The sequence below is a fragment of the Acidovorax sp. YS12 genome, assembly GCA_021496925.1.
GTDB lineage: Bacteria > Pseudomonadota > Gammaproteobacteria > Burkholderiales > Burkholderiaceae_C > Paenacidovorax.
Map to the genome: position 1 here is coordinate 477,793 of CP053915.1, position 14,174 is coordinate 491,966.

Below are 14,174 nucleotides of genomic sequence, written 5' to 3' on the forward strand. Positions count from 1 at the left end.
GGAAAGAATTCAAAATGGCAATCGTTGAAGTCAAGGTCCCCCAACTGTCCGAATCCGTGGCCGAGGCCACCCTGCTGCAGTGGAAGAAGAAGCCCGGCGAAGCCGTGGCGGTCGATGAAATCCTGATCGAGATCGAGACCGACAAGGTCGTGCTCGAAGTGCCCGCGCCCGCCGGCGGCGTGTTGGCCGAGATCGTGCAGGCCGATGGCGCCACCGTGGCCGCCGACCAGCTCATCGCCAAGATCGACACCGAGGCCGTGGCGGGCGCCGCTGCCCCGGCAGCCGCCCCCGCACCCGCGGCGGCCGCTCCTGCGGCGGCTGCACCAGCCGCAGCCGCTGCCGCCGGTGGCAACAAGGGCGGCGTGGCCATGCCCGCAGCCGCCAAGATCCTGTCCGAAGCCAACATCCCGGCCTCGGCCGTGGCGGGCACCGGCAAGGATGGCCGCGTGACCAAGGGCGACGCCCTGGCCGCCGTGGCCGGTGGCGTCAAGTCCACCGCCGCCGTGATCCCCACCGGCGTGCCTACCAAGGCGCTGCCGCAGGTGGCTGCCCCGTCGGCCGCGCCCGACCTGGGCGGGCGTCCCGAGCAGCGCGTGCCCATGAGCCGCCTGCGCGCCCGCGTGGCCGAGCGCCTGCTGCAGTCGCAGTCCACCAACGCCATCCTGACCACGTTCAACGAAGTGAACATGGCCCCGGTGATGGAGATGCGCAAGAAGTTCCAGGACGCGTTCACCAAGGAACACGGCGTGAAGATCGGCTTCATGTCCTTCTTCGTCAAGGCTGCCGTGCATGCCCTGAAGAAGTTCCCGGTGCTGAACGCCTCGGTGGACGGCACCGACATCGTCTACCACGGCTACTTCGACATCGGCATCGCCGTGGGTTCGCCGCGTGGCTTGGTGGTGCCGATCCTGCGCAACGCCGACCAGATGAGCTTCGCCGACATCGAGAAGAAGATCGCCGAGTTCGGCAAGAAGGCGGCTGAAGGCAAGCTGGGCATTGAGGAGATGACCGGCGGCACGTTCTCCATCAGCAATGGCGGCACCTTCGGCTCGATGATGTCCACCCCCATCATCAACCCGCCGCAGTCGGCCATCCTGGGCGTGCACGCCACCAAGGACCGTGCCGTGGTCGAGAACGGCCAGGTCGTGGTGCGCCCGATGAACTACCTGGCCATGTCCTACGACCACCGCATCATCGACGGCCGCGAAGCCGTGCTGGGCCTGGTGGCCATGAAGGATGCGCTGGAAGATCCTTCGCGCCTGCTGTTCGACCTGTGATCCACGGCACGGCGTAGTTCCCGACAACCCACCCTCGGCCCGGCCCGGCGGTGGGTTTTTTCTCTCCCCCATTCCTGAAGAAACCATGAGCAAGCAATTCGACGTCATCGTCATCGGCGCAGGCCCCGGCGGCTACATCGCCGCCATCCGCGCGGCCCAGCTGGGCATGCAGGTCGCCTGTATCGACGAGTGGAAGAACGACAAGGGCGGTCCCGCGCCCGGCGGCACCTGCACCAACGTAGGCTGCATTCCCTCCAAGGCGCTGCTGCAGTCGAGCGAGCATTTCGAGCACGCCACCAAGCACTTCGCCGAGCACGGCATCAGCACCGGCAAGGTGACCATGGACGTGGCTACCATGATCGGCCGCAAGGACACCGTGGTGAAGCAGAACAACGACGGCATCCTGTACCTGTTCAAGAAGAACAAGGTCAGCTTCTTCCATGGCCGTGGTTCGTTCGCCAAGGCCGTCGAAGGCGGCTACGAAATCAAGGTCGAGGGCGCGGCCAGCGAGACCCTGGTGGGCAAGCAGGTCATCGTCGCCACCGGCTCCAACGCGCGTGCGCTGCCCGGCGTGGCGTTCGACGAAGTCAACGTGCTGTCCAACGACGGCGCGCTGCGCGTGGGCGCCGTGCCCAAGAAGCTCGGCGTGATCGGCTCCGGCGTGATCGGCCTGGAAATGGGCAGCGTGTGGCGCCGCCTGGGCGCCGACGTGACCATCCTCGAAGGCCTGCCGACGTTCCTTGGCGCCGTCGATGAGCAGATCGCCAAGGAAGCCAAGAAGGCCTTCGACAAGCAGGGCCTGAAGGTCGAGCTCGGCGTGAAGATCGGCGACATCAAATCCGCCAAGAAGGGCGTGAGCATCGCCTACACCAACGCCAAGGGCGAAGCCCAGACGCTTCAAGTTGACAAGCTCATCGTGTCGATCGGCCGCGTGCCCAACACCATCGGCCTGAACGCCGAAGCCGTGGGCCTGCAGCTCGACGAGCGCGGCGCCATCGTGGTCGATGGCGACTGCAAGACCAGCCTGCCCGGCGTCTGGGCCGTGGGCGACGTGGTGCGCGGCCCCATGCTGGCGCACAAGGCTGAGGAAGAGGGCGTGGCCGTGGCCGAGCGCATCGCCGGCCAGCACGGCCATGTGAACTTCAACACCATCCCCTGGGTGATCTACACCAGCCCCGAGATCGCCTGGGTCGGCCGCACCGAGCAGCAGCTCAAGGCCGATGGCGTGAAGTACAAGGCCGGCTCGTTCCCCTTCCTCGCCAACGGCCGCGCGCGCGCGCTGGGCGACACCACCGGCATGGTCAAGTTCCTGGCCGATGCCGCCACCGATGAAATCCTTGGCGTGCACATCGTCGGCCCCATGGCCTCGGAGCTGATCTCCGAAGCTGTGGTGGCGATGGAGTTCAAGGCCAGCGCCGAGGACATCGCGCGCATCTGCCACGCCCACCCCTCGCTGTCCGAAGCCACCAAGGAGGCGGCCCTCGCCGTGGACAAGCGCACTCTGAACTTCTGAAGTGACACAACACCCGCCCTGAGCGGCTGCGCCGCTTCCCCCCGCTCTCGCAGCGCTGCGCACTGCGGGCAGGGGGACGCAGCCAGCGCGGCGGGGCGGCCCTTGCGCGGCTGCTCGCGCATGGGCCGCGCCGGTTTCATGGACTGCGGGTGGCGCGTGGCGCCATGGATCACTGATAAGTTCATAATGAAAATGGCTGCCAGCGCTTGCCAGGCAAGCGCTGGCAGCTATTCTTTTTGAGACACAAGGAGATTGCGGGTGAACGTCAGGCAGGCATACGAGGCGGAACTGGCCGCCAAGGGTTTCCACAGCGACCCGGCGCAGTTGCGCGCCATCGAGGCCCTGGAGCGCTGCGCGCGCGAGTGGGGCGGCTACAAGCAGCGCCGCTCGAACGCCCTGAAGAAACTCATCAACCACCCCGAGATTCCGCGCGGCGTCTACATGTACGGCGGGGTGGGGCGCGGCAAGAGCTTTCTCATGGACTGCTTCTTCAACGCCGTGCCGCTCAAGCGCAAGGTGCGCCTGCATTTCCACGAGTTCATGCGCGAGGTGCACCGCGAGCTGGCCGTGCTGCAGGGCACGCAGAACCCGCTTGACGTGCTGGGCGCGCGCATCGCCAAGCGCTACAAGCTCATCTGCTTCGACGAATTCCACGTGGCCGACATCACCGACGCCATGATCCTGCACCGCCTGCTGGTGGCGCTGTTCGACAACGGCGTGGGCTTCGTCACCACGTCCAACTTCGAGCCCGACGGGCTGTATCCCGGCGGGCTGCACCGCGACCGCATCCTGCCCGCCATCGCACTGCTGAACGAGCGCATGGAAGTCATCAACGTGGACAACGGCACCGACTATCGCCGCCGCACGCTGGAAAACGCCAAGCTCTACCATTGCCCGCTGGGCCCCGAAGCCGACGCCGCCATGGCGGCCATGTTCGGCCAGCTCGCCGAAGTCCGTGACGAAGACCCGGTGCTGCACATCGAGGCGCGCGAGATCCGCGCGCTGCGCCGGGCCGGGGGCGTGGTGTGGTTCGATTTCCGCGAACTCTGCGGCGGGCCGCGCTCGCAGAACGACTACCTGGAAATCGCCACCCAGTTCCACACCGTGCTGCTGTCGGGCGTGCCGCACCTGCCGGTCAACATGGCCTCGCCCGCGCGGCGCTTCACCTGGCTGGTGGACGTGCTGTACGACCGGCGCGTCAAGCTCATCGTGTCGGCCGCCGTGCCGCCCGAGGACATCTACACCGAAGGCCCGCTGGCCCATGAATTCCCGCGCACCGTGTCGCGCCTGAACGAAATGCAGTCGAAGGAATACCTGCAGCTGGAGCGGCGCGTGGTGGATACCGGCCTGACGTGAAGCCGCCGGCTGCGGGTGGTGTGCAGAGCGGGGAAAATGGCGCCATGAACCGACTTTCCCTCTCCCCACGCCGCGCGCTCCCGTTCTGCCTTGCCGCCTGCTTGCTGGCCGCCGCGCCGGTGCGGGCCCAGCAGGGTGCTGCAGCCCAGGGCGAACCGGCGCAAGCCGCCCCGTCCGCCCTCCAGGCGCAGCGCGCGCAGACGCGCGCGCGCATCGCCAGCGAGCGCGAGGCCCTGGCGCAAGAGCGCCAGGCGGCCGAGGCGGCGTGCTACCAGCGCTTTGCCGTGGAGGACTGCCTGTCCCAGGTGCGGGCACGCGACCGTGATGCGCAAACGCGCTTGCGCCGCGAGGAGCAGGCCATCAGCGATGCCGAGCGCCGCGAACGCACGGCCGAGCGCCTGCGCACGATCGAGGAAAAACAGCGCGCCGCGCAGGACGCCGCGGCCAGCACCGCCCCGCGCGCGCCGGCGTCCAGGATGTCAGTGCAGGAGCGCGCCAGCCGCGAGGCCGAAGCGCGCGAGCGCGCCGAGCGCCAGAAGGCCCACGCCCAGGCCAAGGCGGCGGAAAACGCCCAGCGCGCCGCCGCGGCCCGCACGCGCGAGGCCGAGGCGCGCGAACGCTACGAGGCCAAGCAGAAACAGGCGCAGGAGCGCCGCGAGAAGCACCGCCAGGAGGCGGCCGAGGACGCGGCCCAGGGGCGCAAGCCGGCCGCGAGCCTGCCCCAGCCCTGAGGCACGGCCTCAACCGCCGGGAAAGACGATGCGCGGCGGTTTTTTCTCATCCTCCAGCGGCTCGATCTTGACGATCACCAGCGACAGGTTGTCGCCGCCGCCGCGCGCGCGCGAGCGCGCCTTGTCGATCAGGAACTCCGTGGCCTCGCGCGGCGTCAGGCCCTGGATGACGGAGGCCAGCTCGTTGGGCGAGAAGTAGTGCCACACGCCGTCGCTGCAGGCCAGGATCACGTCGCCGGGCTGCAGCTGGGGAATGAGGTGCGTGGTGGCGGGCGGATCGCTCTCGGCGCCCAGGCAGCCCACCAGGATGTTGGAGTGCGGATGCACGTTGGCCTCGGCCTCGGTGATCTCGCCCCGGTCCACCAGCGCCTGCACGTAGGAATGGTCCAGCGTGCGGTGCAGCAGGCGGCCATGCTGGAAGTGGTACACGCGCGAGTCGCCCGCGTGCACCCAGTGGCAGTCGCCGCGCGGGTTGATGAGGAAGGCCGCGATGGTGCTGTGCGGCTCCTGCTCGGCCGAAATCGCCGTGAGCCGGATCACGATGTGCGCCTCGTTCACCAGGTTCTTCAGCATGCTGGTGGCGTCGTCCGTCTCGGGCGAATAGCGCTCGAAAAGCTGGCGCGCCGTCATCATCACCTGGTCCGACGCCTTGCGGCCGCCGCTGCGCCCGCCCATGCCGTCGGCCACCACGCCCAGCACGCAGCCGTTGAAGCGCGGGTGCGCGAGCACCGCCACCTGGTCTTGCTGGTAATCGCGGTCTCCCTTGTGGATGCCGGTCGATGCGATGAGGCGAAATGGTTTGCTCATGCTGTGGTCGTGTCGCGTAGGCGCATGGGGCACTCATTATGATGGCTCGCCATCCTTCTCCTGCCTGCCCGTGCGTCCTGTGTTGTGTCTGATGTTGTTGCCGCTCCCGCCATGACCAGCGCGCTTGCGCAGGCGGTGGCGCAGGCCTTTGCCGGGCAAGGGCCGCTGGCGCAGGCCGGCACGCATTTTCGCCCACGCGCGGGGCAGGTGGCCATGGCCCAGGCCGTGGCGCAGGCCATTCAGGAGGGCGGCGCGCTTGTCGCCGAGGCCGGCACGGGCGTGGGCAAGACCTTCGCCTACCTGGTGCCGGCGCTGCTCAGCGGCCAGCGGCTGCTGGTGTCCACCGCCACCAAGGCGCTGCAGGACCAGCTTTTCCTGCGCGACCTGCCGCGCGTGCAGGCCGCCCTGGGCGTGCCCGCCCGCGCGGCGCTGCTCAAGGGGCGCTCCAGCTACCTGTGCCTGGAGCGCCTGGAGCGGGCCTGCCAGGGCGTGCCCGGGCAACTGCTCGATCCGCAGTGGCTGCGCGCGCTGGCCCGCGTGCAGCAGTGGGCGCGCGGCACCCGCAGCGGCGACCTGGACGAACTGCCCGGCCTGGACGCGGCCTCGCCCGTGCTCCCGCTCATCACCTCCACGCGCGACAACTGCCTGGGCGCTGCCTGCCCGCGCGCCAGCGCCTGCCATGTGAACCGCGCCCGCGCCGAGGCTCTGGCGGCCGACGTGGTGGTCGTCAACCACCACCTGTTCTTCGCCGACCTGGCCCTGCGCACTGCGGGCGTAGCCGAGCTGCTGCCGCAGGCGCGCGTGGTGGTGTTCGATGAGGCGCACCAGCTGTGCGACATCGGCCTGCAGTTCACCGGCCTGCAGGTGGGCACGGGCGCGCTGCGCGCCTTCGCGCGCGATGCCCTGGCCGAAGGGCTGGCCCAGGCGCGCGGCCTGGCCCCCTGGCTGCCTCTGGCCACGGCGCTGGAGGACGCGGCGCGCGGCCTGCGCCAGGCCGCCGGCACGCACCCCGAAGGCACCCGCCTGCCCTGGCAGGAGGCCCGGCCCCAGGGCGTGCCCGCCAGCGCCTGGCACCAGGCCATGCACCGCCTGGGGCAGGCCTGCGGCGGCCTTGTCGCCGCCCTGGGCGTGGTGCAGGACAAGGCCCCCGCACTGGCGCGGCTGCATGCGCGCGGCACCGGCCTGATGCAGCGCATGGCGCACTTCACGGCGCCGGGCGTGCCCGGCGCCGTGCGCTGGCTCGACGTGGGCGCGCAACTGCGCTTCGTCGAATCGCCCCCGGACATCGCGGACACCATGCGCGCGCTGATGCAGCCGACCGCCACCGCCACCGCGCCCGCCACCGCCTGGATCTTCACCTCCGCCACCCTGGGCGGCGACGCCACGCTGCGCTGGTTCACCGGGCCGTGCGGCCTGGAGGATGCGCGCATTCTGCGCGTGGAAAGCCCTTTCGACTACGCGCGCCAGGCGGCGCTGTACGTGCCGCCGGACATGCCGCCGCCCTCCAGCCCCACGCACAGCCAGGCCGTGGCCGCGCTCGCGGGCCATGGCGCGCTGCGCCTGGGCGGGCGCACCATGGTGCTGACCACCACGCGCCGCGCGCTGCACGCCATCGGCGCGGCGCTGCAGGAGCGTCTGGCGGGGCAGGGCATCGCCGTGCTGGTGCAGGGCCAGCAGCCGCGCCACCTGCTGCTGCAGCGCCTGCGCCAGGGCGGCGCCGTGCTGGTGGGCGCGGGCAGCTTCTGGGAGGGCGTGGACCTGCCCGGCGACGCGCTGCAGCTGCTGGTGATCGACAAGCTGCCCTTCGCCCCGCCCGACGACCCGCTGGCCCGCGCGCGCGCCCAGCGCCTGGAGGCCGAGGGCCGCAACGCCTTCCGCGACCACGCCTTGCCCGAGGCCGCCGTGGCCCTGCAGCAAGGCGCCGGGCGGCTGATACGGCACGAAGCCGACCGGGGCGTGCTGGTGGTGTGCGATTCGCGCCTGCGCACCATGGGCTACGGCAAGCGCCTGCGCGCGGCGCTGCCGCCCATGCAGTGGCTGGCGTCCGAGGCGGCGTACGCCGAGGCCTTGCAGGCCCTGGTGGCGCATTGACGGTGCGGTTTCTACTCTTTTTTTCATAGCTGCCAGCGCTTGCTGGATAAGCGCCAGAGGCCGATCTGGCTTGTATTTTCCAAGCCGCCGCGCACGGCACGCGCGGCGCCTGGGCCGAAAGCACCGCCGCGCGTCCAATAGAATGAAAACGATTCTCATAACAACCAGGCGGCCGTCGGAGGGGTTTCATGCCGGACAACGAACACGCGCTGCGCCAGCAAGGCATCGAAGGCCTGTACATCGACCACCACGGCTGGCTGCAGGCGTGGCTGCGCCGCAGGCTCGGCAATGCGTTCGACGCGGCCGACCTGGCGCACGACACTTTCGTGCGCGTCATGGCCTCGCAGCGCACACAGTGGGGCCGCGAGCCGCGCGCGCTGCTCACGCACATCGCCAAGGGCCTGGTCATCGACCACTGGCGGCGCCAGGAGGTCGAGGCCGCCTACCTCGACGCCATCGCCCGCCTGCCCGCGCCCCATACGCCCTCGCCGCAGGCGCGCCTGCTGGCCATCGAGGCCCTGGTGCGCATCGACGCCATGCTCGCCAGCCTGCCGCCGTTCACCCGCGAGGTCTTCCTGCTGGCGCAGCTCGACGGCCTCACGCTCCAGCAGATCGCCGAACGCACGCAAAAGCCCGCCATCACCGTGCGCCGCCACATCCACAAGGCGCTGGTGGCCTGCATGGCCCTCGATTAGCCCATGCCGCCCAGCGACGCCATCGACATCGCCCTGCTCAAGGAGGCCGCCGACTGGGCCATCGCCTTCCAGTACGAGGCCCCCACGCCGGCCCAGCGCCAGGCCTTCGCGCAATGGCGCGACCGCAGCCCTGCGCACGCCGCCGCCTGGGCGCGCGCGCAAGGCGTCTTCAACACCTTCGGCCAGGTGCCGGCCGACATCGGCAAGACCGCGCTGCAGCAGCTGGAGCGCAGCCACGGCCGCCGCCGCGGCCTGCATGTGCTGGGCCTGCTGCTCGTGGCCGCGCCCGTGGGCTGGCTGGCCTGGCGCCACGCCCGGCCCTGGGCCGCCGACGTGCACACCGCCACCGGCGAGCGCCGCACGCTGATCCTGCCGGATGGCTCGCAGCTCGTGCTGGGCACCGCCAGCGCCGTCGACATCGCCTTTGGCGCCGCCGCGCGCCGCATCCGCCTCGTGGCGGGCGAAATCCTCGTGACCACCCATGCCGACCCCGCGCCCGCCGCGCGGCCCTTTCTCGTGGACACCGCCAGCGGCGTGGTGCGCGCGCTGGGCACGCGCTTCGGCGTGCGCCAGCAGGAGGAGGGCGGCTTTCGCGTCGCGGTGTACGAAAGCGCCGTCGAAATCCAGCCCCTGGCCGGCCCCGCCCGCACCCTGCGCGCGGGCCAGCAGGCGCGCTTCGGCGCCGCCGGAGTGGACGCGCCCGCGCCCGTGGACAACACCGCAGCCCTGTGGACGCAAGGCATGCTGCTGGCCAAGGATATGCGCCTGGGCGACGTGGTGGCCGAACTCGCGCGCCACCGCCCCGGCGTGCTGCGCTGCGACGGCGCCGTGGCCGGGCTGCGCGTGTCGGGCGCCATCTCGCTCGACGACACCGACGCGGGCCTGGCCGCGCTGGCCCAGTCGCTGCCGCTGCGCGTCGTGTACCAGACGCGCTACTGGGTCACCGTCGAGGCCCGCTGAATGCCGGGAATGCTTCACTTTTCGTAGCTGCTTGCGCTTTCTGGGTAAGGGTTTCCTGCCAATTCGATACTGAATAGGGCCTGCCCCCGGGAAGAATTTTTGCGCGCGGGTGATCACTTTTTCCGTCCCGTCCGGTGTACCGGGTGATGCAGCGCCTGGGGCCCCCAGGGCAGGCGCTGCGGCCATTCACTCCCATCGACGAAAGAAACAGCATGGTCTCCAGGCACTGGCACGCGCCGCACGCGCTGCCCTCCATTCCCCGCTTTCCCGCCAGCGCGCTGGCACTCGCCATCGGCTGCGCGCTCGCGGGCCCGCCGGCGCAGGCGGCCGAGCCTGCCGCCCGCGCGGCCAGCCGTGGCTACGCCATCGCGGGCGGAAAGCTGGGCGACGTGCTGGCCGAGTTCGCCGCGCTCTCCGGCGTGCAACTGGTGTTCGACCCGCAAACCCTGGCCGGGCGCGGCAGCCATGGGCTGCAAGGCGCCTACGGCGTGCACGAAGGCTTCGCGCGGCTGCTCGATGGCAGCGGCTACGAGGCCGTGGAATCCGGCCCGGGCCGCTACAGCCTGCGCGCCGTGCCACCGCTGCTCGCCGCGCCCGCGCCGGCGGCAGGCGACGGCGCGGCCCGCGAAGCCACGCTGCCCGCCGTGCGCGTGGCGGCCATGGCCGATGCGCGCGATGGCACGACCGAGCACACGGGCTCCTACACCACAAGCAGCAGCCGCACGGCCACCAAGCTGGACCTGAGCCTGCGCGAGACGCCGCAGACGGTGACGGTGGTGACCCGGCAGAAGATGGATGATTTTGGCTTGACCAACGTGGCCGAGGTGCTGGAAAACAGCGGCACGATTTCCATCACGCGCGCGGGCAACAACGGCAATGTCTATTACAGCCGCGGTTTCATGCTGCAAAGCCAGTACGACGGCCTGCCCAACCCGGTGGGCATTGGCGAGAGCAACCGAGGCCCGGTGCCCGATACCGCTTTTCTGGACAAGGTGGAGATCCTGCAAGGCGCATCTGGCCTGATGGCCGGCGCGGGCGAGCCTGGCGGCACCATCAATGTGGTGCGCAAGCGGCCGACCCGCGATTTTCAGGCGCACGTGGAAACGCAACTGGGTTCGTGGAACAAGCGGCGGCTGGCCGGCGATGTATCCGGTTCCCTGGCGGAATCGGGCAGGGTGCGTGGCCGCGCCGTGGCCTTTGCCGACAACAGCGATTCGTTTACCGACTACGTGTACTACAACAACCGGGGCTTGTACGGCGTCGTCGAAGCCGACCTGACGGACACCACCATGCTGGGCGCGAGCGTGATGTACCAGCAGACCGATTTCAATGACCACTATGGCGTGCCATTTGCCGCCAATGGCACCGACCTGGGTTTGCCGCGCTCCCGTTTTTATGGCGCATCCCGCAGCGACGGCCGCCGGGATGGCACCAGCTACACCCTGCGCCTGGAGCAGAAACTGCCTGCGGACTGGTCATTCAAGACAGCGTTCACGCACGAGGATGCCAATGGCGACAAGGTACTGAGTTTCCTCAGCGGAACGCTGGATGCGGTGACCGGGGACGGATTGAGCGTGGCTGCACAGCGTGGGCAACGGAAGATATCGTCGAACGTTCTGGATTTTTATGCCAGCGGCCCGTTTCAATGGCTGGGGCGTGCGCACGAACTGGTGCTGGGTGGCACGGTCGCCAAACTGAAGGTCAACAACATCAATTGGGCGCATGCACGCACGCCCATCAATATCTACGACTTCGACGCCAGCGCCATTCCCCGGCCATCGGGCACGGCGCCCGCATGGAGCCCCGACAACACAACCGACCAAAGCGGCCTGTATGGCGCCGTGCGCCTGAACCTGGCCGACCCGCTCAAGCTGATCCTGGGCACGCGCGTGAGCTGGTACGAATACAAGGCCGCCGGCACGCGCACGCAAAAGGAAACGGCCGTCGTGTCGCCCTACGCGGGGCTGCTCTATGACCTGAACGCGCACTACACCGCCTATGCCAGCTATTCGGACATCTTCAAGCCGCAGAGCAACCTGACGGCAGGCGGCGGCACGGTGGAGCCGGTCGTCGGCAAGAACTACGAGGCCGGCATCAAGGGCGAATTCCTGAATGGGCGCCTGAACGCCTCTGCCGCCGTCTTCCGGCTGGAGCAGACCCACCTGGCGCAAACCGACTACAGCGCAGGGCCTGCGGCCTGCGGTGGCGGCTATTGCTATACGGCGGCGGGCCTGGTGGTCAGCCAAGGCATGGACCTGGGCCTGAACGGCGAGCTTGCGCCCGGCTGGCAGGTGGGCGCGGGCTACACCTATGTGAACAGCGAATATGGCAATGGCGCGCAAAAGGGTTCGCCCTATAGCGCCTATCTGCCCCAGCATGTGCTGCAGGCGCACACCACCTACCGCCTTCCCGCCACGGCGTGGGCGGTGGGCGGCAGCCTGCGCGGTCAAAACAAGACGTATGCGGACGGAGCGACTTCCCACACCCAGCAAGGCGGCTTTGCCGTGGTGGGACTGCTGGCGAAATACCAGATCAACAGGCAGGCCGAACTCGGCCTGGTCGTGAATAACCTTTTTGACCGCCGCTACTACAGTGCCGTTGCCAACAGCACCAGCCTGGGGAATTTCTACGGCGCACCGCGCAGTTTCGCGGCCAATTTGAGGTACCGGTTTTGATCGTCGATGCAGGCCGCACCCCGATGAAGACGGCATCCATGGGCCCGCTGCGCAGAGGGCGGCTGGCCTGCCGGGCCATTTCGACAGCAGGGTGGCCTGCCCATGCGGGGCGCGCATGAAAGCCCATTTCCGCCAAAGCATGGTATGGCTGCACACCTGGGCCAGTGTGGTGAGCGGCTGGCTGCTGTTCTTCGTGTTCGTGACGGGCACGGCATCGTGCTTTCTGTATGACACGACGCGCTGGATGGAGCCGGAGCGGCCGCTGGAGCTTGTCTCGCGCCACGCTCCGGCGGCCTTGCAGGCTGAATGGGCACTGGACTTTCTGGCCCTGCACGCGCCGGCCGCGGAGAAATGGGAAATCAAGCTGCCCCATGCGCGCAACCATCCAGACAACGGCGCCAGCCGCACCCGCCTGGTCGCAAGAGCGTTTCCCGGCGGATTGCGATGGGAACTCGACCCGTTGACCGCTCGCGAACTTCTGCCACTGGACGTGCGCGCCACCGAAGGGGCAGGGGCGTTTCGCAGCCTGCATCACCAGTTGCACTACATGGACAAAGTGGTGGGTATCTACATCGTCGGCGTGGTGGCCATGCTGGCGCTGGTGTCCCTGGCCACGGGCGTGATCGCGCACAAGAAGATCTTCAAGGACTTCTTCACCTTCCGCCCCGGCAAGGGCCAGCGCAGTTGGCTGGATGCGCACAACGTCACCGGCGTGATGGCGCTGCCGTTCTTCGTGATGATTCTGTGGACCGGGCTGGTGTATTTCAACTACCACTACCTGCCCGTTCCGTCGAAGACCATGAACGCCGCCGTCAACGGCCGCCCCCTGCCGCAGTTCGATGCGGCGGCAGTGCCCGTGGTACGCCCCCGGGCGCGGCTGGCCCCGATGATCGAGCAGGCCGAGGCGGTTCTGGGCGCGGGCCAGATCGGGCAGATCTGGGTGGAGCGCCGTGCGGGCGAGCCGCCCGTGGTCGATATTTCCCGCCCCTGGGGCACGGAGCTGCCACGCACCAAGAACCCGCAGACGTTCATCCGCTTCAACGCGCTGACGGGCGAGCGGCTGCCGTCACCGTATTCCGAAGGGCCGGGGCGCACCATGCTGCTGGCGCTGGTGGCGCTGCACGAGGCCTGGTATGCCAACGATCCACTGCGGTGGCTCTACTTCCTCTCCGGCCTGCTGGGCTGCTTCATGATCGCCACCGGCATGGTGCTGTGGGTGGTCAAGCGCCGCGAGCGCCATGCGCGCGAGGGCTCTGCCGCCAGTGGGGGCCTGCGCTTCGTCGCGCGGCTCAACGTGGGCGTGCTGGCCGGTCTGCCCACGGGCGTGGTGGCCTATTTCTGGGCCAACCGCCTGCTGCCCGTGACGATGCCGGGGCGGGCCGATTGGGAGCTGCATTGCCTGTTCGCCGCCTGGGGCTGGCTGGCGCTGTACGCCATCGCCCGCCCCGAGCGCCGCGCCTGGGTGGAACTGCTGGCCCTGGCCGCGCTGGCCTTCGGGCTGTTGCCGCTGCTCAATGCATTGACCACTGACAAACACCTGGGCGTGACGCTGCCCGCGGGCGATGGGGGGCTGGCGGGGGTCGATCTGACGATGCTGGCGCTGGGGGCGCTGTTCGCGGCGATGGCGCTCGGGCTGCAGCGGCGCTGGAAGGGGGCGGCATGAGTTCAGCCGCGCAGCCAGTTTTCCACGGCCAGGCCAGGTACGCGACGGAATTCGCGTTCGTTGTCGGTCACGAGCGTGGCGCCGAGCGCCAGTGCCTGGGCGGCGATCATCATGTCGTAAGGGCCGATGACCTGGCCTTGCGTTTCGAGATGGGCACGCAGGGCGCCGAATTCGCGGGCAGCGGCTTCATCGAACCGATGGACCGTAAAGGTTTCGATGATGGCGTCGAACACCAGCCGGTTGGTTTGCTTGCGTGCGCTTTTGGCGATGCCATATTCGATTTCCGCCAGCACAACGGAAGACAGCATGACGGCGCTGCTGTCGATACGCTCCAGCCGGGACAACAGCGCGGGGTGGCGCTTGCTGATGGCGATGAGGATGTTGGTGTCGAACAGCCAGGGCATGG

At 69.1% G+C, this 14,174-nt stretch carries 11 protein-coding genes; 9 read left to right on the forward strand and 2 right to left on the reverse strand.

What is annotated here, in order from left to right; translation table 11 throughout:
• The first annotated feature begins 14 nt into the window (after positions 1 to 14).
• The 4 genes from odhB (at position 15) to YS110_02310 (ending at position 4,877) form a co-directional block, all read left to right on the forward strand.
• Positions 15 to 1,277 (forward strand): 2-oxoglutarate dehydrogenase complex dihydrolipoyllysine-residue succinyltransferase, encoded by a 1,263-nt coding sequence (gene odhB, locus YS110_02295; protein UJB63671.1) that lies wholly within the window; start codon positions 15 to 17, stop codon positions 1,275 to 1,277.
• Between the two features lie 85 nt (positions 1,278 to 1,362).
• Entirely contained in the window at positions 1,363 to 2,790 is a 1,428-nt protein-coding gene (gene lpdA / locus YS110_02300; GenBank protein UJB63672.1) for a dihydrolipoyl dehydrogenase, read from the forward strand.
• Between the two features lie 258 nt (positions 2,791 to 3,048).
• Positions 3,049 to 4,146 carry a cell division protein ZapE gene (locus YS110_02305; protein ID UJB63673.1) on the forward strand — a complete coding sequence of 366 codons (1,098 nt, stop codon included), beginning with the start codon at positions 3,049 to 3,051 and terminating at the stop codon, positions 4,144 to 4,146.
• 44 nt (positions 4,147 to 4,190) lie between these two features.
• On the forward strand, positions 4,191 to 4,877 hold the full coding sequence (locus tag YS110_02310; protein UJB63674.1) for a hypothetical protein: 687 nt from the start codon (positions 4,191 to 4,193) through the stop codon (positions 4,875 to 4,877).
• 9 nt (positions 4,878 to 4,886) lie between these two features.
• Here the strand turns inward: YS110_02310 and YS110_02315 are convergent, their stop codons facing one another.
• Positions 4,887 to 5,684 (reverse strand): serine/threonine-protein phosphatase, encoded by a 798-nt coding sequence (locus YS110_02315; GenBank protein UJB63675.1) that lies wholly within the window; start codon positions 5,682 to 5,684, stop codon positions 4,887 to 4,889.
• Positions 5,685 to 5,795: 111 nt separating this feature from the next.
• Here YS110_02315 and YS110_02320 point away from each other — a divergent pair, with 111 nt between their 5' ends.
• The 5 genes from YS110_02320 (at position 5,796) to YS110_02340 (ending at position 13,768) form a co-directional block, all read left to right on the forward strand.
• Positions 5,796 to 7,775 (forward strand): ATP-dependent DNA helicase, encoded by a 1,980-nt coding sequence (locus tag YS110_02320; GenBank protein ID UJB63676.1) that lies wholly within the window; start codon positions 5,796 to 5,798, stop codon positions 7,773 to 7,775.
• A gap of 188 nt (positions 7,776 to 7,963) precedes the next feature.
• Positions 7,964 to 8,470: a sigma-70 family RNA polymerase sigma factor gene (locus YS110_02325; protein UJB63677.1), complete on the forward strand. Its 507-nt coding sequence runs from the start codon at positions 7,964 to 7,966 to the stop codon at positions 8,468 to 8,470.
• A gap of 3 nt (positions 8,471 to 8,473) precedes the next feature.
• The gene (locus YS110_02330; protein ID UJB63678.1) at positions 8,474 to 9,430 is read left to right on the forward strand and encodes a FecR domain-containing protein; all 957 of its coding nucleotides are present in this window, start codon (positions 8,474 to 8,476) and stop codon (positions 9,428 to 9,430) included.
• Positions 9,431 to 9,642: 212 nt separating this feature from the next.
• Positions 9,643 to 12,105 (forward strand): TonB-dependent siderophore receptor, encoded by a 2,463-nt coding sequence (locus tag YS110_02335; GenBank protein UJB63679.1) that lies wholly within the window; start codon positions 9,643 to 9,645, stop codon positions 12,103 to 12,105.
• A gap of 115 nt (positions 12,106 to 12,220) precedes the next feature.
• Positions 12,221 to 13,768, forward strand: a complete 1,548-nt coding sequence (locus YS110_02340; protein UJB63680.1) for a PepSY domain-containing protein — start codon at positions 12,221 to 12,223, stop codon at positions 13,766 to 13,768.
• A gap of 2 nt (positions 13,769 to 13,770) precedes the next feature.
• On the opposite strand, the gene YS110_02345 is transcribed toward YS110_02340, so the two are convergent.
• Positions 13,771 to 14,172, reverse strand: a complete 402-nt coding sequence (locus YS110_02345; protein UJB63681.1) for a type II toxin-antitoxin system VapC family toxin — start codon at positions 14,170 to 14,172, stop codon at positions 13,771 to 13,773.
• Positions 14,173 to 14,174: the final 2 nt, after the last annotated feature.